General features: G+C 67.3%; 24 protein-coding genes. 9 read left to right on the top strand and 15 right to left on the bottom strand.

Annotated elements, in window-relative coordinates:
- Positions 1-66: 66 nt before the first annotated feature.
- Positions 67-960 carry a DUF4344 domain-containing metallopeptidase gene (locus CRM90_RS13555; protein ID WP_233209308.1) on the top strand — a complete coding sequence of 298 codons (894 nt, stop codon included), beginning with the start codon at positions 67-69 and terminating at the stop codon, positions 958-960.
- Between the two features lie 24 nt (positions 961-984).
- Here CRM90_RS13555 and CRM90_RS13550 read toward each other — a convergent pair whose 3' ends face one another.
- Positions 985-1872: an SDR family NAD(P)-dependent oxidoreductase gene (locus CRM90_RS13550; RefSeq protein ID WP_102807469.1), complete on the bottom strand. Its 888-nt coding sequence runs from the start codon at positions 1870-1872 to the stop codon at positions 985-987.
- A gap of 13 nt (positions 1873-1885) precedes the next feature.
- Positions 1886-2488, bottom strand: a complete 603-nt coding sequence (locus CRM90_RS13545) for a TetR/AcrR family transcriptional regulator C-terminal ligand-binding domain-containing protein (protein WP_102807468.1) — start codon at positions 2486-2488, stop codon at positions 1886-1888.
- Between the two features lie 42 nt (positions 2489-2530).
- Between CRM90_RS13545 and CRM90_RS13540 the strand changes: the two genes are divergently transcribed.
- The 3 genes from CRM90_RS13540 to CRM90_RS13530 all read left to right on the top strand — a co-directional run bounded on the left by CRM90_RS13540 (position 2531) and on the right by CRM90_RS13530 (position 6273).
- A complete protein-coding gene (locus CRM90_RS13540) occupies positions 2531-3670 on the top strand; it encodes a phosphotransferase family protein (RefSeq protein WP_102807467.1) in 1140 nt (379 codons plus the stop codon).
- A gap of 6 nt (positions 3671-3676) precedes the next feature.
- Positions 3677-4789 (top strand): Rv3169 family protein, encoded by a 1113-nt coding sequence (locus CRM90_RS13535; protein ID WP_102807466.1) that lies wholly within the window; start codon positions 3677-3679, stop codon positions 4787-4789.
- A 143-nt stretch (positions 4790-4932) separates the two neighbouring features.
- A complete protein-coding gene (locus tag CRM90_RS13530; RefSeq protein WP_102807465.1) occupies positions 4933-6273 on the top strand; it encodes a flavin monoamine oxidase family protein in 1341 nt (446 codons plus the stop codon).
- On the opposite strand, the gene CRM90_RS13525 is transcribed toward CRM90_RS13530, so the two are convergent.
- On the bottom strand, positions 6263-7207 hold the full coding sequence (locus CRM90_RS13525; protein ID WP_102807464.1) for an alpha/beta fold hydrolase: 945 nt from the start codon (positions 7205-7207) through the stop codon (positions 6263-6265). The genes CRM90_RS13530 and CRM90_RS13525 overlap by 11 nt on opposite strands.
- A gap of 124 nt (positions 7208-7331) precedes the next feature.
- Between CRM90_RS13525 and bluB the strand changes: the two genes are divergently transcribed.
- A complete protein-coding gene (bluB, locus tag CRM90_RS13520; protein WP_102807463.1) occupies positions 7332-7976 on the top strand; it encodes a 5,6-dimethylbenzimidazole synthase in 645 nt (214 codons plus the stop codon).
- Positions 7977-7986: 10 nt separating this feature from the next.
- Here bluB and CRM90_RS13515 read toward each other — a convergent pair whose 3' ends face one another.
- Positions 7987-8391 (bottom strand): hypothetical protein, encoded by a 405-nt coding sequence (locus CRM90_RS13515; RefSeq protein ID WP_102807574.1) that lies wholly within the window; start codon positions 8389-8391, stop codon positions 7987-7989.
- A 203-nt stretch (positions 8392-8594) separates the two neighbouring features.
- Here CRM90_RS13515 and CRM90_RS13510 point away from each other — a divergent pair, with 203 nt between their 5' ends.
- Together CRM90_RS13510 and CRM90_RS31450 are read left to right on the top strand one after the other, a co-directional pair.
- Positions 8595-8879, top strand: coding sequence for a hypothetical protein (locus tag CRM90_RS13510; protein ID WP_102807462.1), 285 nt, complete (start codon positions 8595-8597; stop codon positions 8877-8879).
- A 248-nt stretch (positions 8880-9127) separates the two neighbouring features.
- A complete protein-coding gene (locus CRM90_RS31450) occupies positions 9128-9463 on the top strand; it encodes an STAS domain-containing protein (protein ID WP_102807461.1) in 336 nt (111 codons plus the stop codon).
- A 10-nt stretch (positions 9464-9473) separates the two neighbouring features.
- Here CRM90_RS31450 and CRM90_RS13500 read toward each other — a convergent pair whose 3' ends face one another.
- Both CRM90_RS13500 and CRM90_RS13495 read right to left on the bottom strand, forming a co-directional pair.
- Positions 9474-12119: a LuxR C-terminal-related transcriptional regulator gene (locus CRM90_RS13500; protein ID WP_142391368.1), complete on the bottom strand. Its 2646-nt coding sequence runs from the start codon at positions 12117-12119 to the stop codon at positions 9474-9476.
- A 58-nt stretch (positions 12120-12177) separates the two neighbouring features.
- Positions 12178-13377: a serine/threonine-protein kinase gene (locus CRM90_RS13495; RefSeq protein WP_102807459.1), complete on the bottom strand. Its 1200-nt coding sequence runs from the start codon at positions 13375-13377 to the stop codon at positions 12178-12180.
- Between the two features lie 357 nt (positions 13378-13734).
- Between CRM90_RS13495 and CRM90_RS30230 the strand changes: the two genes are divergently transcribed.
- A complete protein-coding gene (locus CRM90_RS30230) occupies positions 13735-14046 on the top strand; it encodes a hypothetical protein (RefSeq protein ID WP_142391367.1) in 312 nt (103 codons plus the stop codon).
- Between the two features lie 178 nt (positions 14047-14224).
- Entirely contained in the window at positions 14225-15436 is a 1212-nt protein-coding gene (locus tag CRM90_RS13490) for a pyridoxal phosphate-dependent aminotransferase (RefSeq protein ID WP_102807458.1), read from the top strand.
- 32 nt (positions 15437-15468) lie between these two features.
- On the opposite strand, the gene CRM90_RS13485 is transcribed toward CRM90_RS13490, so the two are convergent.
- Genes CRM90_RS13485 through CRM90_RS13445 form a run of 9 tightly spaced genes read right to left on the bottom strand, consistent with a single transcriptional unit; the run spans position 15469 to position 26067 of the window.
- Positions 15469-16773 carry a cytochrome P450 gene (locus tag CRM90_RS13485; RefSeq protein ID WP_102807457.1) on the bottom strand — a complete coding sequence of 435 codons (1305 nt, stop codon included), beginning with the start codon at positions 16771-16773 and terminating at the stop codon, positions 15469-15471.
- Positions 16770-17510, bottom strand: coding sequence for a class I SAM-dependent methyltransferase (locus CRM90_RS13480; RefSeq protein WP_102807456.1), 741 nt, complete (start codon positions 17508-17510; stop codon positions 16770-16772). Before CRM90_RS13480 ends, CRM90_RS13485 begins: the two co-directional genes overlap by 4 nt.
- A 14-nt stretch (positions 17511-17524) precedes the next feature.
- Complete coding sequence (locus CRM90_RS13475; RefSeq protein WP_102807455.1) at positions 17525-18631, bottom strand: methyltransferase; 1107 nt, start codon at positions 18629-18631, stop codon at positions 17525-17527.
- On the bottom strand, positions 18624-20834 hold the full coding sequence (locus tag CRM90_RS13470; RefSeq protein WP_102807573.1) for an MMPL family transporter: 2211 nt from the start codon (positions 20832-20834) through the stop codon (positions 18624-18626). Before CRM90_RS13470 ends, CRM90_RS13475 begins: the two co-directional genes overlap by 8 nt.
- The gene (locus tag CRM90_RS13465) at positions 20828-22438 is read right to left on the bottom strand and encodes an AMP-binding protein (RefSeq protein WP_102807454.1); all 1611 of its coding nucleotides are present in this window, start codon (positions 22436-22438) and stop codon (positions 20828-20830) included. Before CRM90_RS13465 ends, CRM90_RS13470 begins: the two co-directional genes overlap by 7 nt.
- Positions 22435-22704 carry an acyl carrier protein gene (locus tag CRM90_RS13460; protein ID WP_102807453.1) on the bottom strand — a complete coding sequence of 90 codons (270 nt, stop codon included), beginning with the start codon at positions 22702-22704 and terminating at the stop codon, positions 22435-22437. The genes CRM90_RS13465 and CRM90_RS13460 overlap by 4 nt, the downstream gene beginning before the upstream one ends.
- Positions 22701-23723, bottom strand: coding sequence for a 3-oxoacyl-ACP synthase III family protein (locus tag CRM90_RS13455; protein WP_102807452.1), 1023 nt, complete (start codon positions 23721-23723; stop codon positions 22701-22703). The genes CRM90_RS13460 and CRM90_RS13455 overlap by 4 nt, the downstream gene beginning before the upstream one ends.
- On the bottom strand, positions 23720-24373 hold the full coding sequence (locus CRM90_RS13450; RefSeq protein WP_102807451.1) for a DUF8713 domain-containing protein: 654 nt from the start codon (positions 24371-24373) through the stop codon (positions 23720-23722). The genes CRM90_RS13455 and CRM90_RS13450 overlap by 4 nt, the downstream gene beginning before the upstream one ends.
- Complete coding sequence (locus CRM90_RS13445; RefSeq protein WP_102807450.1) at positions 24373-26067, bottom strand: thiamine pyrophosphate-binding protein; 1695 nt, start codon at positions 26065-26067, stop codon at positions 24373-24375. The genes CRM90_RS13450 and CRM90_RS13445 overlap by 1 nt, the downstream gene beginning before the upstream one ends.
- Positions 26068-26362: the final 295 nt, after the last annotated feature.

Genomic DNA, 26362 nt, shown 5'->3' with positions numbered 1-26362 from the left:
CAGCGAATGTGCGAGTAAATCGCAGCAGAACGTCGATTTCGGCGTGTGAGTGATTCAATACTCCCTGTGACAGACTGCGGTCGCTCCGGTGCGGCTCTCCTCGGCTTGGTGGTACTGCTCAGCGGGTGCGGCAGCGCGGGATCACATCCCGATCAGCTTCACGAGTCCACCGCCAGTCCCTCGACGGCCGAGGCGAGCCCGGCGCAGTCGGGCCACCCGGGCGAGCCATCCGAGGCAGGCAATGACGATTCGCCGGGCTCGATGATTCCGAGGTACGACGAGGCCACCTCGCCGGAGGCCAAGACCGGCCGCGATATCCAAAAGCAGGCCGACCTCCTGAACCATCTCTCGAACAGCGTCAACAACACACTCAAACTGCCGCACGACATCCAGTTGGTCGGTAAGCAGTGCGACACGGCCAACGCGTGGTGGGATCCGGGCGACAACTCGGTGACGCTCTGCTACGAGGAGGCGACGGAGGGTCTGGAGATCTACACCAAAGCCGGTGACGCCGACCCGAGGGCGTCCACGGTCAACGGTGAGATCGCCACCTTCTACCACGAGCTCGGTCACATGGTGATCAGCCTGTACGACCTGCCCATCACCGGCCGCGAAGAGGATGTCGCCGACCAGCTTTCGGCCTACATCTTGTTGACGCCGGGGCCGGACGGCAAGGTGGACCCGGCCAATGTGCAAGCCATCAAAGACTCGGCCCGCGAATTCCAGGGCTACGCCGAGGCCGCCGGTGAACTCGATGACACCGACCTCGCCGGTGGCCATTCGCCGAACAAGGTCAGGGCCTTCAACATGGAATGCTGGCTCTACGGGTCGAACCCGGCCGCCAACGGCGACCTGGTCGGCGACGGCCATTTACCGCAGAGCCGGGCCGAGCTGTGCGACGACGAATGGGACAAGCTGAGCCACGCGTGGAGCCAGTTACTGGGCCCGCACCTGAAGTAGCCGCGGCATCAGCGTCGTTCCCCGCTAACCCAGCGCGGACTCAGTGTTGGTGAACGGCGCGAAACTGCCGTCGAGCGCTTCGAGATGGCCGATGGTGCGGCCCGTGACGACGTTCGGGTCGACGAGGGCCAGTTCGACTGCGGCACGGGCGAACTCGTCCTCGGGCGACACGCTCGCGAATTCATTGCGGTAATAGGACAGGCCCGGTGTCGGGATCGGCCGCGACGGGGCCAGCGCGTTGACCGCGATGTTGTGCCGCTGCAGATCGTAGGCCGCGCACCAGGTCAGGTGCTCCAGCGCGGCCTTGGCTCCGCCGTAGCCGGGCAGCACCCCGCCGGTGAAGTTGTGGTACGGACCGTCACCGGGCACCCGGGATGCCACCGACGTGACGTTGATGATCGAGCCGATACCGGCGGCGAACATGTCGGGGCACACCAGCTGCATCAGCTCGTAGGAGGCGAACACACCGATCTCGAAATGCCGTCGATAGGCAGTGAACGGAATCGTCACGAAGCCGGGCCATTCGGCGTTGGAAGCCGCCGGCGCGCTCGTGGGCTTCGGCACCCGCGGCGCGGCGTCCGGCTTGGGCGGACGTCCCGGTGCGGTGAACGCGGCGTTGTTCACCAGAATCGTGATGGGCCCCAACGCTGCCCGGGTTTCGTCGACCAGGCGGGGAAGGTCGTCACGATCGAGCAGGTCGGCGGCAATCGCCACGGCCTGTCCGCCGGCGGATTCGATGGCCGCGACGGTGTCGCCGATGGTGCCCGGCAGCCGGTCGTCCCACTGCTGTTGGGTTCGCGCCACCACCGCCACCGCGGCGCCCTCGGCGGCCAGCGCCAGGGCCGTCGCGCGGCCGAGCCCACGGCTCGCGCCGGTGACGATGGCGGTTCGGCCGGCAAGTCGTCCGGTCATCGCACTCCTGAAGTCATAGCGCCACCCCGTGGACCAGGATGGCCGCGGTCTGGTCCACCCAGCTCTCGTCGAGAACGTCGTCTGGGCTCAAAAGTAACCGCATCATCGTCGCACCACCGATCAGTTCGATGAGGCGTTCCGGCTCGACGTCGGCGTGCACTTCGCGGCAGTGCACCGCTTCGGTCAGGCGATCCCGAACCGCGGCGAACAATTCGGTGAACCGGGACATCACCCGGGCGTTCAGCGCCGCGTCGGCGCTCATGTCCGCGATCAGCCCGGGCAGCGCGGCGCGCACCACCGGGCTGGTGAACACGTCGCGAGTGGCCGAGAGCATCGCGCGGACATCGGCTGAAATGTCGCCGGCCGGCGTGCTCAACGCCGTCGGCGCGGTCGGGAACGCCGCCTCATGGACCAACTCGGCCTTGCTCGACCAGCGACGGTACAGCGCCGTCTTCGTCGTGCCCGCCCGCTCGGCGACAGCCGCCAAAGTCAGATTCGGATAACCGATTTCGACAAGGAGCTCCGCGGTGGCACGCAGTATGGCAGCGTCGATACGCGGATCGCGGGGCCTCCCCGGGACCACGGTCTTGTCAAGCGAAGACGGGTCTGCTTTCATAACGCTACCCACCGTATCGTAATAGGGTTGGAGAGGACAAAGGTGACCAACCAACCGTCTGTGGAGACCGACGTCGAGCGGTTACAACGTTCCGGTCGTGACGTCAGCACCGTTCCCGCGCTGCTGTCGGAATGGCTGTCGACCGTCATGCCCGGCGGCGTGAAGCCGGAGGTGACCGTCGAAAGCGGCATCGACTCCAACGGCATGTCGTCGGAGACGATCATCCTGACCGGCCGCTGGGTGCAGGACGGCAAACGGGTCGAGCAGAAGTGGGTCGCCCGGGTGGCACCCACCACCGAAGACGTCCCGGTCTTCATCACCTACCGGATGGACCATCAGTTCGAGGTCATCCGGCTGGTCGACGAACTGACCGATGTGCCGGTGCCGAAGGTGCGCTGGATCGACCCGACGGGCACGGTGCTCGGCGCCCCCTTCTTCCTGATGGACCACGTCGACGGCACCGTCCCGCCCGACGTGATGCCGTATACGTTCGGCGACAACTGGTTTGCCGACGCACCGGCCGAGCAGCAGCGCGCTCTGCAGGACGCGACGGTCGAGGTGTTGGCCAAGCTGCACTCGATTCCCAACGCTGCCGACACATTTGGTTTCCTCGCCGAAGCCGTGCCCGAGGGCGACACCCCACTGCGTCGCCAATTGAACTGGCTCAAGGGCTGGTACGAGTTCGCGGTACCCGATATCGGCCGCTCGCCGCTGGTCGAGACCGCGCTGACGTGGCTGGAAGACAACTTCCCCGCCGATGTCGCGGCCGGCGAGACAGTGCTGGCATGGGGCGACTCGCGGGTCGGCAACGTGCTCTACGAAGACTTCCGGCCGGTCGCGGTGCTGGACTGGGAGATGGCGACGCTGGGTCCACGCGAGCTCGACGTGGCGTGGATCATCTTCGCGCACATGGTGTTCCAGGAACTCGCAGGCCTGGCCGGGATGCCCGGCCTGCCGAACGTGATGCGCGAAGAGGACGTTCGCGCCACCTACCAGAAGCTGACCGGCGTCGAACTCGGCGACCTGCGCTGGTTCTACGTCTACTCCGGGGTGATCTGGTGCTGTGTGTTCATGCGCACCGGTGCGCGCCGCGTGCACTTCGGCGAGATCGAAAAGCCAGAGGATGTCGAGTCGACGTTCTACCACGCCGGGCTGCTGCGCCGGCTCATTGAGGAGGCATAGCCGCCAATGCTCGGACCGCTCGACGAATACCCCGTCCACCAGGCGCCGCTGCCCATCGCCTGGCCGAACTCCTCGGACCGAAACTTCTACGACCGCAGCTATTTCAACGCCCACGACCGCACCGGGGAAATCTTCTTGATCACCGGCATCGGCTACTACCCCAATCTCGGGGTCAAGGATGCCTACGTACTCGTACGGCGGGGTGACACGCAGACCGCGGTCCACGTGTCCGACGCGATCGACCAGGACCGGCTCAACCAGCACTGCAACGGTTACCGCGTCGAGGTGATCGATCCGCTGCAGAAGGTGCGGATCGTCATGGACGAGACCGAGGGCATGGCCGTCGACCTCACCTGGGAGGGGTTGTTCCCGGTCGTTCAGGAGCAGCCGCACATCATGCGTCAGGGCAACCGGGTGACGCTGGACGCGCAGCGGTTCGCCCAATTGGGTTCCTGGGCAGGACATATCGTCATCGATGGCGAGGAGATCGCCGTCGACCCGTCGGTGTGGATCGGCAGCCGCGACCGGTCGTGGGGTATCCGTCCGATCGGTGAGGCCGAGCCCGCCGGTCGCCCGGCCGACCCGCCGTTCGAGGGCATGTGGTGGCTGTATGTCCCGATGGCCTTTGACGACTACGCGATCGTCATCATCATCCAGGAGGCGCCCGACGGCTTCCGCTCGCTGAACGACTGCACGCGGATCTGGCGCGACGGACGGGTCGAGCAGCTGGGCTGGCCACGGGTCAAGATCCACTACCGCTCCGGCACCCGCATTCCGACCGGCGCGACGATCGAGGCCACTGATTCCACGGGTGCGTTGCTCCGTTTTGACGTCGAGTCGAAGCTGCCGGTCCCGATCCACGTCGGCGGCGGCTACGGCGGCGACTCGGATTGGATCCACGGCGTGTGGAAGGGCGAGAAGTTCGCCGAGCGGCTCACCTATGACATGACCGATCCGGCCATCATCGGACGCTCCGCGTTCGGTGTGATCGACCACGTCGGGCGCGCGGTGTGCCACGACGGCACCACGTCGGCCGAGGGCTGGGGCTTGTTCGAACACGGCGCGCTGGGCCGCCACGACCCGTCGGGCTTCGCCGACTGGCTGACGGTCGCGCCGTAACCACACCGTGAAAGTTCTGACGCTGGCCGAGATCGTCGACGAGCTGGCCCGGTAGTCGCCGAAGTCGACGTTCTGCAGGCCACCACTCGCCTTTTCGCGGCCAAACGTTGGTTTGGGCGAAAGGGACAGGCAACACTGGTGGGGTGGCGGGTTACGACGTAGTGGTGATCGGCGCGGGCTTCGCAGGCCTGGCAGCCGCACGTGAACTGGTCAAACACGGGCACGAGGTGCTGGTGCTGGAGGGCCGCGACCGCGTCGGCGGACGCTCGAGCACCGCATCGCTGGCCGGTGTGCCCGTCGACCTCGGCGGCACCTTCGTGGGCCCCACCCAGGACGCGGTGCTCGCGCTGGCCACCGAACTCGGGTGTCGCACCTCCCCCACCTACCACGACGGCGCCAATCTCATCCGGTGGCGCGGCAAGGTGCGGTCCTACCGCGGCACGATCCCCAAGCTGTCGCTGATCGGCCTGCTCGACATCGGCCGGATCCAATGGCAGGTCGAGCGGCTGGGCCGCGGCATCGACGTCGCCCGACCCTGGACATCGGCCAAGGCCACGCAGCTCGACGCCACGTCGCTGGGCGGCTGGTTGCGCTCGGTGGGCGCGACCGCGTCCTCGCACGACCTGATGGCCATCATGTCGCGGGTCACCTGGGGTGCCGAGCCCGACGAGGTGTCGATGCTGCATGCGGTGCGCTACGTCAAGGCGGCCGGGGGTTTGGACCGCATGCTCGACGTGGTCGGCGGCGCCCAGCAGGACCACTTCCCCGGCGGCACACAGCAGATCGCCGACGCGATGGCCGCCGAACTGGGTGATCGCGTCCGGCTCAATGCGATAGCCACCCGAATCGAGTGGTCCGATGCCGCGGTTGCGGTCACGTCGTCGGCCGGCGTCGTCGAGGCGCGACGTGTCATCGTGGCGATCCCGCCGGCGCACCGGCTGAACATCGACATCGCCCCGCCACCCCCGATCGGCTACCAGCAGCTGGCCCAAAGCTGGCCGCAGGGTGCCCTGAGCAAGGCGTACGCCGCCTATCCACGGCCGTTCTGGCGCGACAAGGACCTGTCCGGGCAGGCGCTGTCCGACGAAGGGCCGGTGTTCATCACGTTCGACGTCAGCCCCGGCGACGACGGCCCGGGAATCCTGCTCGGGTTCGCCGACTCCCGCGGATTCGACGCACTCGGCGCCGAGGAGCGCCGCAAGCACGCACTGGCCTGTTTCTCGGCGTTGTTCGGCCCGGACGCCGAGAACCCCATCGATTACCTCGACCACTGCTGGGGCGCAGAGACTTTCGCACCTGGCGGCCCGACGGCGGCGGTTCCGCCGGGCGCCTGGACGGAGTTCGGCCACCTGCTGCGCGAACCGGTTGGACCGCTGCATTGGGCGGGCACGGAGACCGCCGACGAATGGACCGGCTTCCTGGACGGCGCGGTGCGGTCAGGCCGACGCGCGGCAGCGGAAGTCGTTGCGGCGCTTAGGAACTGATGCGCTGCTCGGTCACAGCTGAGACCAGCGTCCGAAGATGCCCATTCACGACGTCGGGATGCTCCAGGATCGCGCAGTGTCCGCCCGGCGTCTCGACCAGGTCGACCAGGTTCGGAACAGCGTCGGCGATCTTGCGGGACTGGCACATCGGCAACAGCCGGTCCTCGGTGCTGCCGATCACCAGCGTGGGCACCGTCAAACCGGTGAGGTCGATGTGTCGGGCATTCATCTCGTCGACAAGCACCCGCGCCCACGCACCGCGGCCACCGGCCGGGGTCTCGGCGAACAGGTCGTGAACCAGCTTGCCGATCGCGGGATCGGCGCCCGCACCGACGGCCATCATCGTGACGAACCAGCGGCTGCCGGGCTGGGCGCCTCGCACCAGCGGCGCCCCGCCGAATGTCCTGATCAGGTGGCGTGCGGCGAGGGATCGGCCGGCGGCCAGCAGCGCGGGCACCCGCAGCAGGTTGATCTCTTTCAGCAGGTCGCCGGTGGTGGTGTTGATCAGCGCGACTGCGTCGGCACGCTGGGCAACGCGGTGCCGGTAGCGGTCGGCCCAGGAACTGATCGCGATACCGCCCATCGAATGCCCGGCGATCACCGCTCGTTCGCCCGGACGCAGGGTCGCCGTCAGTACCGAGTCGAGGTCCCCGGCCAGGTGGCCGAGGCTGTAGCCGGACCGGCGGGGTACCCCGCTGCGGCCATGCCCGCGGTGGTCGTATGCGATCACCCGGCAGTCGCGGGACAGATCGTTGATCTGCTGATGCCAGACCCGCAGTGCGCAGGTGATGCCGTGCGCCAGCACGATCGGGTAGCCGTCGTCGGGGCCGAAGACCTCGGTGTGCAGGCGGGTGCCGTCGGCGGCCCTCACCTCAACCGTCCGGCTCGGCGGCAGGTCGACACCGTTTTTGACGGCCGTCCGGGACGCTGACATGGCCCCCTCCTCGCTCGGGACGGCGCCACTGCCGCTCCGGGATCCCTAGAGTAACCACCGCGAACCCAATCGAACCGTCGCACCGCGCCGGTCGTTATCGCACCGTGCCTCTTAGGATGACCCGGTGACCGAGCACGCGTTCACCGACGCCGAGCGCCGGGCCGTCTACCGCGTCATTCACCAGCGCCGGGACATGCGCCGGTTCACCCCAGAGGCGTCGGTACCCGATGCGGTACTGGCCCGGTTGCTGGCGGCCGCACACGCCGCCCCCAGCGTCGGCCTGATGCAGCCCTGGCGGTTCCTGCGCATCACCGACACGGGGTTGCGGCACAAGATCCATGCTCTGGTCGATGAAGAGCGCAGGCATACCGCCACGGCCCTGGGTGCCCGGGCAGAAGAATTCCTCGCGCTCAAGGTGGAAGGCATCCTGGATTGCGCCGAATTGCTGGTGGTGGCGCTCGACGAAGGCCGCGAGAGCCACGTCTTCGGGCGCCGCACGATGCCGCATATGGACCTGGCTTCGGTGTCGTGCGCGATCCAGAACCTGTGGTTGGCAGCGCGAGCCGAGGGCCTCGGAATGGGCTGGGTATCCATTTTCGATCCGCAGCAACTTGGCGAGCTGCTGGGGATTCCGGCCGGCGGTGAGGCGGTGGCCGTGCTGTGCCTCGGCCCGGTGCCCGATTTCCCCGATCGTCCGGCGCTCGAACTCGACGAGTGGACGTTCGGGCGTCCACTCGCCGAATTCGTCAGCGAAAACCGTTGGAGCTAGCCAGATTCAATTAGCCGACGGAGGCGCAACCCACGTACGGGATGCATCCGGTGGCCCCGCCGGGCCCGGCCGAGCCGCTGGGACCGTTCGGGATCCCGCCGCTGGCGCCGCCACGGTCCGCGGTACCGCCGGGGCCATAGGGAATCGATCCGCTGGCGCCGTCGGGACCGGCTGCGCCGACGGGACCATTCGGGATCGCACCGGACGCACCACCCGGGCCTGCCACGCCGCCCGGACCACCGGGAATGACGCCGGACGCGCCATTCGGGCCGGCGGTGGCGACCGGGCAGGGGCTGCCGTCAGGGTTGACGCAGCCCGGCGCGGGATCGGCGGCAGCGAGTGGGGCGACCGCGATCGCGGCAGCTGCCGCACCGGAGAACAGAACTGATGTCAAAGAGAGTGTTTTCAGTGCCATGCAGATTTCGTACCCGAATTGACGGATCAGCAATCGTGGTGTGGCCGAGCCCTCTGGGGCGTCGACTCTGCCTGGCCACCATTACATTTCGCAGTCCGGGCTCCCCCATGTGCGCGAGGGCGCCGTGCGGGCGGCCGACGCGAGCCGGCCCAATGCGGCCGAAACCCGCCTCAGCACGGTCCCGGGCGGGTAAAAACAGTCCGATGAAGACACTTTTCGCCGTCGTGGTGGTGGCTGCGGCACTGGTGGTGGCACCCTCGCCGGCTCGGGCCGACGATTGCGGCGCAGCGGCTGCGGCGCAGGACGCCACGGGATGCGTCGCCGTCAGCCCGGATGTGATGGTCGGTCCCGGCATCGAGCTGAGCCCCGGAGTGGTACCGCCGGTCGCCTCGCCCGACGATGCGGCAGCTCAAGCCGCAGCCGGGCGCCCGCCGTGTCTGACCGGCAACGGGGTGCCGTACTACACCCCGGCCGACATGCCCTGCTGACAGTTTCCCGACAAGGCCGGCACTGTTGCCGGCAGCCTTGGGATCTGATTGCCCCCGACCGCCTCAACAGCTGGTATTCGCCAAGCTAGGCCGTGGCGTGCCGTCGGGTGTAGGGTCGAAGCAGGTTGAATTTCCAGCCTCGGTATTCGTCGCAGGCGAGCGGTGCATGTTGCACCCGCAATGCGAGCCTTTCGGGCGCGTCCCACACACACTTGTTATTTCCTCCTAGTGCTCATTGGAGCCATTCGATGCATTTGATCACGTCTAATTCGACCGTTGACCCGCCTACAGACCGACTGCAACTCTTTGCAGAATGGTCCAACACCACTGACGTTCGCGTCACCGCGGTTGGCGACGTCGACATGTCCACCGCCCGTGAATTCACCGCCTACGTTTTCCGCCGTGCGGGTAACTGCCGACACCTCACTCTGGACATGACCCGGGTGACATTCTTTGACTGCGCTGGGATTTCAGCGCTCGAGTGCATCGAAGAACGCTGCGGCGAAGCCAACGTTTCGCTGGAAATAGCACCGGCACAGTGCGTTTCGCGTGTCATGACGCTTTGTCACTCCTTGTGCGCGTGACGGCGCCACACTAGTAACCGCCGGTTGCAGGTGCATCCGGATCGACAGTGCGGATCAGACCGACGAGCTGCTCGCGATCGTTGATACCAAGCTTGTTGTAAACGCGGTAGAGGTGTCCCTCCACAGTACGAACCGACACCACCAGTCGGTCGGCGATCTGTCGGTTTGACAGCCCGTCGGCAACCAGAGCTGCGATCTCCCGCTCCCGGTCGCTCAATGGCAGTGGCATTCCAGTGACCGCAGTCGCCGGAGTGTGTAGCCCGGAAGTGCTCACCAGCCAATGAGCTCGTGTCGAGGATTGCATTGCCAGCAGACGAGCACCCGCGCGCCGGTGTGCGACTGCCGCGGCAGCGAAGGTGTCTGCCGCGTGCGCCCTCATCCGCAGTGATTCCCAACCTCCGGCCACCCGGTCGAGGCCTACCCCATCGTGAGCGGCAACCGCCTTGGCGTGCGCGGCGGCGAGCTCAGCGACCGGGCTATTCAATTGTTCGGCAAGCGCTTTGAAGCGGGAGACATCAGGGGCCATACCGAACCGCAGCCCGGTGTGCAGCGCCTCCAACTCGCCGACGATCATCCCCGAGCGGGCAGCGGCATCCGCAGAACGGCCGACGTAGGTGTGTGCCGCTGCGAAATCGCCGGAGGCCGCACTCAGGTAGGCCCTGGCCACTTCGAGAAGCGGCCGGAACACCTCGACTGCGGGCGCCCAACTAGCCTCAGCCGTGCGCAATGCCCGCGCTGCTGCTGCTGAATCACCGCGCAGCACCTCGGCCTGCACGGCCCACGTCGCCACCAGATTCACCCACCCGCCGGACAGCGTCGACACCATGGCCGACAGCGCCCGCTGCAGCCAGTCACTGGCAGCCTGGGCGTTGCCGGCCGCGAGCTCGACCCGCCCGGCCATCGCCGCGACGATGGCCTCGGCGTGAGGCGCGCCATAGGTCTGGTGTCGCTGCCGCTCCACGATCCCCAGGGCCGAGACAATGTCGCCTTGGTTGAGCGCCGACAACGTCTCCGTGAGTGAGATGGCGTACCGCTGAGGTCCAGACGCGCAGTGCCGCGCCGCATCGTGGCCTCGGCTGGCCGCCGCGGCAACATCGTCCGGCCTACCGCGAAAGTTGGCCACGGCCGCAGCCGGTACTGCTGCCCACAACACCGCCATCGGCATCGCCTCGGGGTCGGCGATGACGGCGGAACTGGCGGCCGCAGCGGCATCGAGGTCACCGGAGAAGTACGCGATCGAAGCCTCAACCGCCAGGGCGTAGCTGCGCAGAACGGTCAGCGTGACGCGGGACCGGACGGTACCCAACACCTCTTCAGCCATCGCACGTTGACCGCACCCGAAGAACAAGTTGGTTGCCCGTAAGCAGCCCCACCGAACGAGCATGACCTCATCGCGCGGATCGAAGGCCGCCAGCAGTTCTTCAGCCTCGTGATTGCGACCCTGCCAAGCCAGGGCGTCGGCGAGTGGGATGGCGGCGCGCAAACCGCCGCCGTTGTCGTAGGCGGACCGCGCCAGCTGCTCAGCCAGCGCCAGACTCGACATCGCCATCGCGCTTTCGGCGGCATCGGTCACCAGGCTGACGTCCGGCGTCGCGTCACTGTTCATCATCAAACGCGCATACTCGATGACCAGTCGCGGATCTCTGGCCGCGCCGCCGTCATCATCGTTGTTGATCAGTGCCCAGAAGTGCTGTGCCAGAGTGGTATTGATCTGCCGTAGCCGTGCTGCCCCGCACCGTTTGCGCACCACGTCGGCCAGCGCCGGATGGGCCACCTGGACACGCACGCGTTGCGGATCGTTGATCACCTCAATGACCGCGCGTCGTTCCGCATCGCTGATCGCGTCGGCATCGCACATGGTACGCAGCGCATCCCAGTCCAATACCTCGGCAGCCGAGATGATTTCGAGGACTTCCCGCTCCGCCGGCGGCAGGCCGCGCACCCTCGCGTCGAATAGTTGCTCGACGTCGGAGCCCAGCCGCGGCATCTGGGTCAGTCGCCACCAACCGGTGTCGTCGGTGAGCAATCCGTCGTCACTTGCGGTGTCCAGCAGGCTGCGCAGCAGCAGTGGATTGCCCGACGACAGTTCATGAAGCTGGTCGACAAGCGTGCCGGACACCGGGCCACCGAGCACCTCGATTATCAACCGTTCGGTCTCTTCACGCGACAGCGCACCTACGTCGATGCGGCGCAGATAGTGGTCCTTCCACAGCGCGGTTATGGCGTCTGGCACCTCGACTCCCGCGCGCATGGTGACGATCAGCGTCGCAGATCCGCGCACCGCGAGCTGATGGACGACGATCGCCGAAAGCGGGTCGAGCAGATGGGCGTCGTCGACGACAAGCAGCAGGTCGTGAACATCGTCGAGCGCCTCGTGGGCCGCGGCGAGCAGGCCAATCGGCTCGAGGGCGCTCGGGATCCGCACGATGCCGGCGAAAGCGGCAAGCGGCACATCGCGGGAGGTCTGAGTGGCAAGAACAAAGTGGGTCTGCATTCCCCGCCCGCCGAGCCGTTCGCCAACCTGGCGCGCCAGCGCGCTCTTGCCGACACCGGCCTCCCCTGTGAAGACCACTCCACTGAACGAGGAACCCTCGACGGCTTCGAGAGCGAGCTCGATCTCAGCCGCTCTCGCTACGAATGGCCATTCCAATGGCACAACACGTTCCTCCCCCAGGCTCTCCAGCGCAGCGCAGGCCTCCCGTGGCCAGTCGATATTAGCGCCGCATCGTCGAGCGGGGCGGGTGATCTAGCCCCGCTTCTTGTCGCCCTTTCCATGCCCCCGACCGGCGGGTCCCCCCCGGCGCAGGTTGCTCGGGGGCAGGCTGCTGGACGACGGGGCTCGGCGGCGGTGCGATGCTCGGCGCGGGACCGACGGGGGTGCTGGTGCCGACTGGTTGCGGTGCCGGCGTCGACGATGCCGGATCCATCGCCAATGCGAACGCCGAGACGGCGAGAACACCGAGGACGCCGGCCGCAATTCCGTACGTGCGCATCCGCTTCCGAGGTCGCCGCGGCAGGTAGGGAGCGGCCGGAATCGGAGGTCCTTCCAGAACTTTGGTTGCCGGTCGCGGTCTCGCAGAGGCGACATCGCCGCGCAGCGCCTGCTGATCGCCAGCCAACGCAGCGCGCATGTGTTCAGCACTAGCGAAGCGCTGCAACGGATTTCGGGCGACGGCGCGGTCGATGACAGCGGCTAGCACCGGATCCACATCGCTACGCACCGCCGCGACGGGCGCAGGTGTGTTGTCCATGATCGCATGCGCCAGCGCCGCGGGGTTGTCTTGCGGGAACACCCTTCTGCCCGCGAGCGCTTCATAGCCCATCAGGCCGACGGCGTAGAGATCGTCGCTGATGGACGCCGGAGCCCCGGCGACGCGCTCAGGACTCATGTAACTCATCGTTCCGACGATCCGCCCGGTCATCGTGTGCGCGGCGCCACCGGTCTTGGCGATACCGAAGTCAGCCACCTTCATCGAGTCACCCGGGGCCGACACCAGGATGTTGCCCGGCTTGATGTCCCGGTGCAGCAGCCCGGCCGCATGGGCCACGCCGAGACCGGCAAGGACATCGTCGAGTATGGAGCGAACGTGCGACGCAGGCATCGGGCCGGCGGCGATGATGTCGGCCAGCGTCTGCCCCGGCAAGCGTTCCAGCACGATGAACGGGGTGCCCTGGTGGTCGCCGAAGTCGTAGACGGTGACGATGTTCTGGTGGCAGAGCCGAGCAGCTGACCGGGCTTCGTCCTCGAACCGGCGCCGAATGCCCGGGTCGCCACTCAGCGTCGGATGGAGCAGTTTGATCGCCACCGGCCGATTCAGCCTGGTGTCCCATCCGTCGCGAACCTCAGCCATGCCTCCGCGGCCGAGAACACCGTGAATTGCATAGCGGTCCACGAGCATCTCGTGGCCGGTCATAACTTCTCCATAGCCACGATGACGGCGACGCAAACCGGGCTCAACCGAGCCGACCGCTCGTCGACGAGGTTTCTCGAGTGACTCATGGTGCGAATGAGCCTAACCGCATCGGAGACTCTGCTGGTGCCAGCCTTTCCAGGCGCTGGGGACCGACGAAAGTTGAAGCAGCACAAAGCAATGGTACGGATCGGGCCGGTAACGCGGCGGTGCGGCACAGCGATATGGATAGCAACAACAGGCTCGATAGTCCTGCAGATCGCCGGTTCAGAGGTATCACCGTGCCGGTGTCTTGCCAAGCAGCGACACACACGTCCTACGACGGTAGCGGCCGGTGTTGCCAGACCTTAGGTCAAATTCATGCCACGCATCACTCGCGGCGGCCTCGTATTGGGGGCCGTGGTGTTCTCGTCCGCCGCCGTACTGTTCCTCGGCGGACATCGGTTCTGGACCGAGAACCGTTCGGGGACGCCACCTTCGGTCGCCGCAGCGGACGCATCGCTCGCGGCGCCCACGTCCGCCCACGCTGTTCCACTTCCCAAGTCAGCGGCAAATGCCCGGGCCATGCCGTTGACGGCTCAACGGGCGCGAGAGCAGGCTATTCCGGCGGCTGTGGTCTTGATCATCGCCGTCGTCTCCGTTGCCGTGCTCTTGAAGCGCGGACGGACGTAGCGGGACGCGGGCCTGCCGCCGGCGGCCGATAACCACCATCTTCGCTGGTAAGGCTAACCAATGCTGCAGCTCACCCGTTCACCTGATCGCTCGGTCAGTCGACGATTGGACGCTAGGCTTTTGACGCCTCGGTTAATACACCGCCCCGCGACCCGGGATGACCCTGCGAAGGAACCGTATGAAGTTCGCGCAGTCGAGCAGGTTGTCCAACCTCTCGCACGAAGCGCCGGGGCCCATCGCCGAGCAAGTGTCGCGACTCGAAGCAGCCGGAAACCGGGTCATGCGGCTCGATACCGGAGACCCGTACCCGTTCGGCTTCGCGGCGCCCGCTGAGCTGGTTCGCCAGATCGCCGAGGCCCTGCCGACATCGGCCGGCTACAGCCCCACCAAGGGTTTGCTGCCGGCCCGCAACGCCGTCGTGCAGTACTACTCCGTCCGCGATGTCCCGGGCATCGACGTCGAGCATGTGTTCCTGGGCAACGGCGCCTCCGAACTGATCGTGATGGCTATGACGGCCTTGCTCGACGAGCGCGACGAGGTCCTGGTGCCCGCGCCTGACTTCCCGGTGTGGACCGCCGCGGTGAACGTCAACGGCGGACGCGCCGTCCACTATCGGTGCGACGAGTCGTCGGACTGGTATCCGGACATCGCCGACATCGCAGCGAAGGTCACCGCACGAACCAGGGCGATCGTCATCATCAACCCGAACAATCCGACCGGCGCGGTGTACCCACCCGAGGTGCTGACCGGCATTCTCGACATCGCGCGCGAGCACAACCTCATCGTCTGTTCCGACGAGATCTACGACAAGATCCTCTATGACGACGCCGTTCACACCACGACGGCCTCGTTGGCGCCGGATCTGTTGTGCCTGACCTTCAACGGGCTGTCAAAGGCTTACCGCTGCGCGGGATTTCGGGCCGGGTGGCTCGCCGTGTCCGGACCCACGGATCACGCGGTGAGCTACCTCGACGGACTGACGACCGTCGCCGGTCTACGCCGATGCGCGAATGTGCCCGGCCAGCAAGCGATTCAGATCGCACTGGAGGCCGATGGGTCCGGGCACGAGCTCACACTTCCGGCCGGCGCGCTGCGCGAGCAACGCGACCGCGCCTGGGAGGCGCTGAATTCCATTCCCGGTGTCTCGTGCGTCAAACCCCGAGGTGCGCTGTACGCGTTCCCGAAAATCGATCTGAACGTGTATTCGATCCGCGACGACGAGCAGTTCGCCCTGGACCTGCTGCTGCAGGAGAAGATCCACATCATTCCCGGCACCGGCCTCAGTTGGCCTGACCCCGACCACATCCGGATCGTGATGCTGCCGCGGGCCGATGAGCTGGAAGCCACCATCGGGACGATCGGGCAGTTCCTGACGACCTATCGCCAATGACCACCGACAGCCTCCACGCGCGACGCCGGTGACTAACGGCGGGCGATCACTTCCAAGGTGATTTCGCGGCTGGGCTTGGTCGCGATCCCGCGCGCCACCGCGCGCGGCGGTCGCCCGCGCTGTACAGGCGCCAGCTCGAGCCGCTTCATCATCGTGCCGATCGCGACAGCCAGCTCGTCGAGCGCGAAGGCCGCACCGATGCACCGGCGGTAGCCCCCGCCGAACGGCGCGTACTGGAATGGCGACGGCCTGGCATTCAGAAACCGTTCGGGGTCGAAGGTGTTCGGGTCGGCCCACAGGTCAGGGTTGGCATGCAGTGCGGGCAGCGCGATTCCCACCACGTCATCGGGTGCGCAGGCAACACCGGCGACGGTGAGCGGCCCGGTGAGCCTGCGCAGGACGATCGGCACTGTCGGATGGATGCGCAGCGTTTCCTGGATGACCGCTGCGAGGTACGGCAGAGCGGCCATCTCCGCCGGTGTGTCGACGGTGGCGAGTTCGTCCAGCACGCGGGTGCGGACATGGTCCTCGCGGTGGATATGGTGCAGCGCCCACGCCAGCGACGTGGAGCTGGTTTCGTGTCCGGCGGCCAACATCGTCCGCAGCTGGTCGCGCACCATCTCATCGGTCAGACTGTTGCCCTCGTCATCGGTGGCGTCGAGGATCAACGCCAGCACATCGCCGCCGCGCTCACCGCCGCGCCGTCGTTCGTCGATCTGCTCGGACAACAAGTCGTCGAGGTGGGTTCGGAAGGCAACGAGGCGGGCCCACGGCCCCCGGCCCGCGATATCGCGGCGCAGCCAGGGAACCAGCATCAGCGCCGCGCCACCGGATCGGAGCAACTGCGTTGTCACCGAGGAGAACTCGCGACGCCGGGCATCGTCGGTGACCCCGAACACCACCCGAATCACCACGTCCAGGGTGATCGATTGCGCGGTGCGGCCCACTAGCAGGTGATCGCCCGGCCGCAACGCCGCGATCTCCCGCTCGGCCGCCTCGGCGATCAGATCGACGTAGTCGCGCATGAGCTCGCCGCGAAACGGTGGCGCCAGGACACTTCGGGCCCGGCGATGTGCCTCACCGGAGAGCAGGATGAGAGAGTTCTTGCCGACGACCGGCTCGATCGGGTTGGGCAGCGGCGCCCGGCACAGTGCGCCTGGCGCGCTGAGAATGTCGCGCGCCCCGTCCATGGTGGTGAAGAACAACACCTCACCCAAACCGGGAAAGCGCACCGTGAACGGTGCGCGGTCGGCGGCGTGGCGGCGGAAGAAGCCCTCCGGGTCGATGCCGGCCCACGCCGCACGCCCGAGTGCGGCTGCCGTCGCCGGCGGTCTCACGGCAGCCTCGTGCGCCGCGCCAGCACAACCTGGTTGCGGCCCAGGCGGCTGAACTCGAGGCTGATGGCCGGATCGGCGTGGGCGGCCAGCGAACGGAATGCCGAAGGGCTGTAGGCGCGTAGTGAACTGATCAGACCGTCGTGCGCGAATGGCAGCAGTACGAACGGCAGCATCGACGCCAGCCGCAGGAGGTGCACGGGCGCCGACGGCCGATACAGATCGCAGATCAGCACCGTGTCTGCGACGCGGGTTCCCTCCGAAAGCACGCGCGCGGCCTGAACCGGCAGCAGATGATGAAACGACAGGGCGAACAACGCGAGATCGTAGGACTGATCGGGGGCGTCGATATCGGTGGCGTCGACGCGGCGGACAACTGCCCTCGGGTCGCTGCCGAGATCACCGGCGGCGATGGTGGCCACCGATACCGGATCGATGTCGGTAACCGTCACACGCGCGTCGGGGCGCAGTGTGAGCACAGCGCGCGACAGCGCCCCGTGACCTGCCCCCAACTCCAGGATTCTCGGCTCGCTGATGTTCGCGACGAGCGGCAGCGCCCGGGCGGCGAGGTGCTCATGATCCCGCAGGATCCGGCCCATCCAGTCGAGGGACCAGATCACCTGCCGCTTGACGCGGTCATCGACATCGTCGCGGTCCAGGTATTCCAGCCGGCCGGTCTGCAGACGTCGATCCAGCCAGGAGGCGTCGAATCCGGCGCGCGGCATGGTCGCGATATCCATCCGAGGCTCCTCGACTAGCCGGGCAGCGCGTCGTCGACGACGGCCTCCACCACGCAGAGTGGCGACGCAGTCGTCACCACCCGCGTCATCCGGAAACCGGCATGTGCCAACAACATTCGGTACTCGTCGGCGGTCCGTTCGCGGGACCCGAGGTTCAGCAGCATCTCCAGATCCACCCAGTTCTCCGGTCCGTCGCGCCCGTTGTCGCGGATGACCATCTCGACCAGCAGCACGGTGGCGCCCGGGACTGCGGCCGACCGGACATTGCGCAGGATGTGCAACGCCTTGTCGTCGGCCCAGTCGTGAATGATGTTCTTCAGCAGATACGCATCGCCGCCGCCGGGAACCTGGTCGAAGAACGAGCCCTCGACGATCTGCACCCGGTCGGTGACACCGTTGGCGCGCAACAACTCCGGTGCACCCGCGACGACCCGGGGCACGTCGTAGAGAACGCCTCGCGACCGCGGCGCCTTCGCCAGGATGGCGGCCAGCATCGCACCTTGTCCCCCGCCGACGTCGACGATCGTGCGGTGCGCGGCGAAGTCGTAGCTGGCCACCACGACAGCCAGCGTCATCTGGGCGAGACTGGTCATGGTCTGATCGAAAAGCTTGGCATGCTCCGGTATCTCGATGAGGTAGTCGAAACCTTCCATGCCTCTCAGGGCGGGGACGATCGACTCGCCGGTTCGGACCGAGTCGGTCAGCAGTGTCCAGCGTTCACGTTGCTCTTGCGAGCCTTGGAACATCGCCGCACCTCGCAGCGAGATCGCCGCGTCCGAGCGAAGGGTATCGGCAAGGGAATTCAGCGCGTACCGGCCGTCGCGGCGGCGTCGGAAGATGCCCCGCCCGATCAGTGCCCGCATGAGCCGTCGCAGCGCATCGGGGTCCGCGCCCACCCGCGCGGCGAGCTCGTCGATCGGCAGCGGTCCGTCCGCCAGCGCGTCGGCGATGCCCAGTTGCGCGGCCGTGGTGATCGCCTGCGCAGGCCAACCCGACACCACCAACTCCATCATCGCCATCGGTGCGGGCAACATCCGCTGATGGAGCAGCAACAGGTGGTGGCGCAGCCATTCGACGGCGCGCGCCAGTCCGGCCGGCGGCACCATGGCGTTCCTAGGCATGCGAGGCCTCCCTGATCCCGAACCGATCGTGCAAGCGCGCCAGAGGCTTTGGCGCCCACCAGTTGAACCGGCCCATCACGTGCATGAAGGCGGGCACGAGCAGGACACGGACCAGCGTGGCGTCGGCGAGGATCGCCAGCGTCAGACCGACGCCCAGCATCCGCAGGAAGGACACCTGAGCACCGGAGAGCGCCGCGAACGTGATCGCCATGATCAGCGCCGCGGCCGTGATCACCCGCGCGGTGTGGGCGAGCCCCAGCGCGACGCTCCTGTCGTTGTCGGCGGCGGTCTTGCCGCTCGCCAGCCAGAACTCGCGGATGCGCGATACCAGGAACACCTCGTAGTCCATCGACAGGCCGAAGGCGATGCAGAACAACAACACCGGGATGCTGATCGCCAGGGTGCCCGTCGAGGTCGTGCCCAAAGCATCGAGGTTGCCGTCCTGGAAGATCCACACCAGCGCACCGAACGCCGCGGTCAACGACAAAACGTTGAGGATCAACGCCTTCAGCGGAACCACGACGCTGCCGGTCATCAGGAACAGCAGCACGAACGTGATTGCGGCGATGATCGCCAGAACCATCCCCAGCCGGGAGGCGATGGCGCCGGCGGTATCACGGTTGACCTGGGGGGTCCCGCCGATCAACACCTGGTGACCGGCCGGGGTGGGCACGGCGTGTAGCTGATCGAGCAGCGTCTCGGATGCCGGGGAGTACAGCGGTGTGGTGCTGGTGACGGTGAGGAACGCGCTGTTGTTTCTGATCGCGGTCGCCGCCGTCGGCGGACCCACCGAGGCGCCGCCGACGAACGTCACGCCGGGCGAGGAGACCGCGGACACGCCTGACACCCGGGACAGCTCAGCGGCATAACCGTCGAGCTGTGCGGGGGTGACGCCACCGAGATCCGGTATGACGACGGTCAGATTCTTGGCCAGGTCCGCGGCGAACTGTGTACGCAGCTGGTCGCCGACCAGGTGCGCCGAACTCGACGTCGGCAAGACACGGTCGTCGGGCACTCCCCATCTGACGCCGAGGAACGGCGCGCCGAGCAGTCCCAGTAGCGTCACGATGACCAGACCGACCGGCACCGCCCTGCGCATCGAGAACATCGCCAGCCGATACCAGCCGCCGTCCTCCACCGGCCCGGCAGCCGCGACCGGGCGTCGCAGCCACCGGCGCAGGTCCAGTGACTCGAGCCGGTCACCAAGCACCACGATGGCCGCGGGCGTCACGAAAACCGCGGCAAGCGAGGCGAATGCGACGACAGCGACACCCGCGTAGCCGAACGACTTGAGGGTGTAGATCGGGAACAGCACCATCGCCGACATCGACAGCGCGACGGTCATCGCCGAGAACAACACCGTCCGGCCGGCGGAGGTCATGGTGCGGATCAGGGCGCGGTCGCGGGGCGCACCGGCCGCCAGCTCGTCGCGGAACCGGCTCAGCAACAGCAGCGTGTAGTCGATCGCCAACGCCAGCCCAAGGGCCACAGCGAGATTGAGGGCGAAGATCGACACATCCGTAACGAAGGTGATCGCATGCAGCACGGCCATCGCGCCGAGGATCGCGACCGCGCCCACGGCCAGGGGCAGCGACGCAGCGACCAGACCGCCGAACACCCACACCAGCACCAGGAAGCTCAGCGGAATCGCAACGCCTTCCATGACTTTCAGGTCTTCTTCGCTCTGCTGGTTGATCTCCAACATCATCGCCGACTCGCCCCCGGCCCGCACGGTCACGTCGCCGCGGTCGTGCACCACCGTGCTGATCAGTGCCCCGGCATTCTTCGGCGCGCTGTTGTCGCCGCCGGTGATGCCGGCGACGATGACGCCGATCGTGCCGTCCTTGCTGACCAGCGAGGTCGCTGCCGACGGCGGCGCGGTCCAGGGCGAGGTGACCGTCGCAACCGTCGGCGACTGAGTCAGTGTCCGCACGATGTCGGTGCCCACCGTGCGCGCAGCCGCTGAATTGACCCCATCGGGTGAGCTGACAGTGATCAGCAGCGGCATGTCACCCTGGCCGAAAGTGCTGGCCAACAGCGCTTTCACCTGTGACGACTGGGCACCGGGATCGGTGAGACCGCCCGCGGAGAGCCGGGCCGCCACCGGAATGCCGAATGCCGCCGCACCGGCGACGACGAGCAGCGCGAGCGCGATCATCCGTCGGGGAGCACGCATCGCAAGCCGCGCGATCCCGGCTAACACGGCGACAAGGTCCCCGCCAGCCACTGGGTGCGCGCTTCGATGCGGCGCATCTTCCCGCTCGACGTCCGCGGCAGGGCGCCCGGTGCCAGCAGCTCGACGTGTCCGACAGCGATGCCGGTGTGCTGCAGCACCCGGGCCGCGACATCGCTCGCCAGATCCTCGGGAGCGTCCGCGGTGGTCTCGACGAGCATCGCCAGCGCCTCATCCTCCGTGTCGGCGGGAACGTATCCCACCGCGACCGCACATCCGGCGCGGACACCGGCCAGCCCGTCGAGGGCGGCCTCGAAATCCTGCGGTGCGTGGTTGGCGCCGCGGATGATCACGGTCTCCTTGGTGCGGCCGCAGACGAATAGCTCACCGTCGTGGACGAACCCGACGTCGCCGCAGTCCAGCCAGCCGCCGGACAGCACCTGCGCGGTGAGGTCGGCACGGCCGAAGTACCCGGTCATCACGCTGGGTCCACGAACGAAGATGTGGCCCACTTCGCCGTCGGGCAGCGGCCGGGCGTTGTCGTCGCGGATCGCCACCTCGACGCCGGCCAGCGGACGGCCCGTGCTCACCAGTTCCCGGTCGCCGAGCCGGTGCACACCGAACATGCTGCCCGCCGGCTTGAACGTGACTGCCAGCGACGCCTCGGCCAGTCCGTAGACCGGGGTGAACGCCCGCGCATCGAATCCCCACCGCCCGAACCGCTCACTGAATCGGCGCTGGACCTCGGCGCTGGTCAGCTCGGCGCCGTTCAGACACAGTCGCCACGAGCTCAGGTCGACACCGTCGAGTTCGTCGTCGCGGATCCGCTTGAGGCACAGTCCGAACGCGAAGTTCGGTGCGGCGGTGACGGTTCCGCGGTGCCGCGAGATCGCGCGCAACCAGGCCGCGGGGACGGCCAGGAACAGTTCGGGCGGCAGCAGCACCAACGGCCGCGGCAGATAGAACGCGCTCAGCAGATTCCCGATCAGTCCCATGTCGTGATAGAGCGGCAGCCACGTGACACCGACCTGGTCGGGCATGCCCGCCGCTGCGAAGTAGTCCGCGATCGCGGCGAGGTTGGACAGCAGGTTGCGGTGGCTGAGTGCGACGGGTTTCGGGTCATGGGTGGTGCCGGACGAGAACTGGATCAGCGCAACGTCATCGGCGGACACATCGATGTCGCGGCGACCGGCCCCGTCGAGTTCGGCTGCTGTTCGGCACGTCGCCCCTGCCGCTTCGAGCAGCGGACGTATGCGATCCTCGGTGACCACCAGGACGGCGTCGACCGCCTGCAGCATCGCGGCGGTGCGATGCCGGTATTCGTCGAGCTTGCCGAGGCGCACCGGCGGGTACAGCGGTACCGGGATGGCGCCCGCGTACAGGGCACCGAAGAAGCAGGCGACGAATTCCGGACCGGTGGGCAGTACCAGTGCCACCCGGTCGCCGGGCTGAACCCCGTTGTCGTGCAGGCCCGCCGCCACCGAACGCGCCCGCCGAGCGATGTCGGCCATCGGAACGTCGGTGTCGACCTCGTTGCGGTCGACGAAGATCAGACTGTGGTTGCCCAGCGCTGCCGCGTCGAGCATCTCGGTGAGCGTCTCGAACTTGGGCCGGATCGCCGGGGTGCTGATCATGGGCGTTCCTGGATGCGACGCAGCACGAGCCGGGCCAAGTCGCCGACGGTGCGCAAGTCGTCGCCGTCCTCGGCGTCCAGTTCGATGTCGTAGCGGGCTTCGATTCGGAACACCAGCGACAGCACCCGAGCAGAGTCCATGCCCGCGTCTTGGAGTCCCGAGTCTGCGGTCAAGGTTGCGGCACTGTCGGTTTCGGCCTGGATCAGGGCGATGATGTCGTCGACGACGGTGTTGATCGACGCCGGTTGGCCGTCGGCCGCCGTCATGTGCGGCTTCCGCCCCACTGGATGGCGGCGGCGCCTGCGAAGTCCCCGGCGTGCGCGAACCCGGCCATCATCACGATGTCGCCGGCACCGATCTGGCCGTCGAGGACTGCCGCCTCCAGGTTCACCGGGATGGCGACGGCGAACAGGTTGCCACATTCCTGGAATGTGTCGCGATGCCGATCCGGGGAAATCCCCAGTGCCTCATTCCAGTTCCGCAACAGCAGTCGATTGGGCTGATTGGTGACCAGCAGGTCGAGGTCGCCCGGCTTCACGCCGATCCGGTCGCACACCGCACGCACCACCTGGGGTACCTGCCGGTTGCCGCGGGCGAGGACCTTGATGATCTTGCCTTCGTTGAATCCGACGTAACCCTGACCGGGCCCGGCCTCCCACCAGCGCCGCGCGGGATCGGCGGCCAGCGTCATGTCGGTCGCGTTCTCGCCGAAGTAGCGGCATTCGATGTCGAGCACCGGTGAGCTGTCCGACACGGTGACCAACCCGACCGCCGCGCCGTCGCCGGGCACCGACGCCTGGGCGAGCTTGCGTACCTGGTCCTGCTCGAAGATCTTGCCTGCGGCGTTCTGTGCGACCGCGATCAGCGCGGTCCGCCCGGCACCGCTCGCCAGCAGCTGGCGAGCGAGCTTGAGCATCAACACGAATGCCGCGCAGCCGCCGTTGTGGACGTCGATGATCCACTCGGGATTGATGCCCAGCCGCTTGGCGACTTCGCCGCCGGCGCCGAGGATCGGCAGATCGGGCAGCTGGGAATGGGTCAGCAGCACATCGACGTCGTCGAGCACAGCGGGCCCGTGCCGGTCGATCAGTGCGCCGACGGCACGCTGGATCATGTCGACATTGGACTCGTCATCGGCGGCATGGTGACGGAAGTCCGGCGGCCGGAACATGGGGTTGTCTCGCATGTCGTCGTCGCCGCTGAATCGGGTGTACCACTCTGCGGGAACCCGGTTTTCCGGCAGATAGGTCGCGACGTCGATCAGGCTTACGGTGGGCTGGCTCATGATTCGCGCATCCAATCCGGAGTGATCGGCAGGCCGTTACGGTGGCGGTATTCGGCGATCGCCTTGAGATTCTTCAACTCCAGAAGGTGCCCGGCGCCGAACATGTCCCAGAAGTCCCCCACCCAAACCGGCCGCTGCGGCGGGGCCGCGTCCGGGTACGGGTTCTCGTCGTAGAACGGGTGGTGGCAGTTCGTCCACAACACCACCGAACCCGGCTTGTTGAGCACTACCTGCGCGTCGACCACCCGCATCAGGTAGATCATCCACAGGTGCTTGCCCTGATCCCAGGCGCAGTGGTAATCCACGGTGCGGGCCTCCCGGTTGGCCACCGTGCGGGTGTAGATCTCGGTTTCGGTACCCAGCCGGTCGTAGGCCAGCCAGAGGCCGTCCTCCTCGGTGCGGGTGAATCCCCGCAGACTGTAGGTCCATTCCTCCAGGGACCGGGTGTCCGCCAGATAGTCGAAGAGTTCGTCGGGCGGGCAGTCGATGTAGTCGTTGACGGTGCAGAACTCGCCGAAGACCTCGTCGTGCGGATACACCGCGTGGATCATCTCCATCAGGACCGGGGTGGCTTTCTCCCGGGGCGAGGTCTCGATGCGCATCAGCCCCGGAATCGGGTCGGCGATGTCCTCGAGCGCAGGCAGTGTCATCAGCGTTCCCTCGAATCTGGCTGGGGCGATCGACCCAGCTGTGTTGTGGCACCCAAAAATGCTGTGAAGGGCGGTATTTCGTCGGCCGAGCATTCCACCGACACCACGGATGGGCCATCGGCGTCGAGCGCTGCTGTGACGGCCACGCCGAGTTCGCCGATGCCGCTGACATCCACCGACGGCAGGGCGGGGAACATGGCCGACAGCCCCGCACCCAGCCGGCTGGGGCCGAACCGGTTGTAGCTGTAGCGGTCACCGTAGAACAGCTGCTCGCGAGTCACGCACATGGCGTGCGCGTGGTTGTCGAACAACAGGAACGTCACCGGAAGCCGGTAGTGCAGCGCGGTGTGAATCTCCATGCCGTGCATGAAGAACGAGCCATCGCCGGCGATGACGACGGTGCGGCGATCTCGGGCGAAGGCCATACCGATGCCGGCGCCGAAGCTGTAGCCCATGCCGCCCATTCCGAGGGCGACCAGGAAACGGCCGTCGCGCCGGGCCGGCAGCCAGTGGATCGCCGCCGCACCGATATTGCCTGCGTCCACGACGATGTCGGCATCCTGCGGCAGCAGCCCGTCCAATGCGCGCATCGCGGCGCGGTAGCGCACTCCCGCGCCGGCATGCTCTGGTGGCGTCAGCTCTCCCCGGACGGGCTGCGACGCAGGCACCCGGCTCGCCGTGTCGCACAACGCCGTCGCCAGCTGGGTCAGTGAGCTACGGAGGTCGCGGCTTTCGACGTGCGCACATGGCAGGTAGGGAACCTCGGCACCGATCGACGCGATCGGCAGGGAGTCCAATACCGTGTCCAGACCGCCGCGGGCCATCAGCGGCAGCCGGGTGCCGATCACCAGGCACAGCGCGCTGTCGCCCAGTGCCGCAACCACTGCCGGATGACCCATCACCCCGACGACGCCCAACGACTCAGCTGAGACATCTTTCGCGTCGGGCACCGTGGCCACGTTCGCCTGCAGGACCGCGCGCAGCGTCTCCAGCTCGGCCCGGGCGTTGTCGCGGCCAACCTGGTCACCGGCGATGATCGTCACCGGCCCGTCGGTGTCGCGCAGCAGCTGCACCAGTTCCTCGATGTCCCCGGCCGCCGCTGGCGCGTCGGCGGGATCATCATGCATGGGCTCCACCACGGCCTGCTGAATGTCCTTGGGCAACAGCAGGACCGCCGGCCCACCGAGGCTCGTCGCTGCTGAGATCGCCCGAGGCAGTGCGGTCACAATGTCGTCGGCCGTCACAACCCGTTCGCAGAACACCGACACCGCCGTGAACAAGGCCTCGCCGTGTAGGGCTCCGTTGACGCCGCTGGTGTCCTGGAATGAGCCGAGCCCGTCCGACGCGGTCGGCGGTTGGCCGATCAACGCCAGCACCGGCACCCGGCCTGCGAACGACTCCCCCAATCCCGGGATCGTGTTGAGGGCGCCGCCGCCGGAGGTGGCGCACACGACGCCGATACCGGCGCCGGCCCGGCTGTAGGCATCGGCCATCGCCGCCGCGGAGAACTCGTGCTTGGCCACCACCGCGGTGAGGTCCGGACAGAAGTGCGCGGCGTCGTAGAAATCCTCGATATTGGCGCCGTCCACGCCGAACACATGGCGAACGCCGCGGCGAACGAGGCGCTCGACGATGTAATCGACTACTCGCGTGCGCCCATCCCCCGCGCCGTTGCGGTCAGAGCCGACCGGCATGTCGTTCGAGCGCAATCGCCCCCGGCACGTGTCCAGAAACAGCGCTCGCCATGACCCCCACCTAGTGTGTCTAACTTGCACGCACCGTAATGCAGGTGCGCCGCACTTCGCCGGGGTTTGGGGATCTCACAGACAGCCATGGCGACATTTGCCCGGACCGCCCCTCGGCGACGCCCACGCGAAATGTGAACACCGCGGTGCGCGGTACCGCTACCGATCGACGGGCCCGAGTTGGGCGGTCAGAGGCGCGGTCGCCACTGCTCCTCGCAGATAGCCGCGCAGCAATTTGACCGGC

The sequence above is a fragment of the Mycobacterium sp. ENV421 genome, from assembly GCF_002887815.1.
In the GTDB taxonomy this organism is placed as follows: domain Bacteria; phylum Actinomycetota; class Actinomycetes; order Mycobacteriales; family Mycobacteriaceae; genus Mycobacterium.
Note: the sequence above shows the minus strand (reverse complement) of the source record. Positions and strands in the feature narration are given on the sequence as shown.

Coding starts and splice junctions, on each gene's coding strand:
- CRM90_RS13490 (WP_102807458.1), top strand. CDS start 14,225: ATGAAGTTCGCGCAGTCGAGCAGGTTGTCCAACCTCTCGCACGAAGCG.
- CRM90_RS13455 (WP_102807452.1), bottom strand. CDS start 23,723: ATGAGCCAGCCCACCGTAAGCCTGATCGACGTCGCGACCTATCTGCCG.
- CRM90_RS13465 (WP_102807454.1), bottom strand. CDS start 22,438: ATGATCAGCACCCCGGCGATCCGGCCCAAGTTCGAGACGCTCACCGAG.
- CRM90_RS13495 (WP_102807459.1), bottom strand. CDS start 13,377: ATGACCGGCCACGAGATGCTCGTGGACCGCTATGCAATTCACGGTGTT.
- CRM90_RS31450 (WP_102807461.1), top strand. CDS start 9,128: ATGCATTTGATCACGTCTAATTCGACCGTTGACCCGCCTACAGACCGA.
- CRM90_RS13545 (WP_102807468.1), bottom strand. CDS start 2,488: ATGAAAGCAGACCCGTCTTCGCTTGACAAGACCGTGGTCCCGGGGAGG.
- CRM90_RS13460 (WP_102807453.1), bottom strand. CDS start 22,704: ATGACGGCGGCCGACGGCCAACCGGCGTCGATCAACACCGTCGTCGAC.
- CRM90_RS13550 (WP_102807469.1), bottom strand. CDS start 1,872: ATGACCGGACGACTTGCCGGCCGAACCGCCATCGTCACCGGCGCGAGC.
- CRM90_RS13525 (WP_102807464.1), bottom strand. CDS start 7,207: ATGTCAGCGTCCCGGACGGCCGTCAAAAACGGTGTCGACCTGCCGCCG.
- CRM90_RS30230 (WP_142391367.1), top strand. CDS start 13,735: ATGCCACGCATCACTCGCGGCGGCCTCGTATTGGGGGCCGTGGTGTTC.
- CRM90_RS13510 (WP_102807462.1), top strand. CDS start 8,595: ATGAAGACACTTTTCGCCGTCGTGGTGGTGGCTGCGGCACTGGTGGTG.
- CRM90_RS13450 (WP_102807451.1), bottom strand. CDS start 24,373: ATGACACTGCCTGCGCTCGAGGACATCGCCGACCCGATTCCGGGGCTG.
- CRM90_RS13475 (WP_102807455.1), bottom strand. CDS start 18,631: ATGCCTAGGAACGCCATGGTGCCGCCGGCCGGACTGGCGCGCGCCGTC.
- CRM90_RS13445 (WP_102807450.1), bottom strand. CDS start 26,067: ATGCCGGTCGGCTCTGACCGCAACGGCGCGGGGGATGGGCGCACGCGA.
- CRM90_RS13515 (WP_102807574.1), bottom strand. CDS start 8,391: ATGGCACTGAAAACACTCTCTTTGACATCAGTTCTGTTCTCCGGTGCG.
- CRM90_RS13480 (WP_102807456.1), bottom strand. CDS start 17,510: ATGGATATCGCGACCATGCCGCGCGCCGGATTCGACGCCTCCTGGCTG.
- CRM90_RS13535 (WP_102807466.1), top strand. CDS start 3,677: ATGCTCGGACCGCTCGACGAATACCCCGTCCACCAGGCGCCGCTGCCC.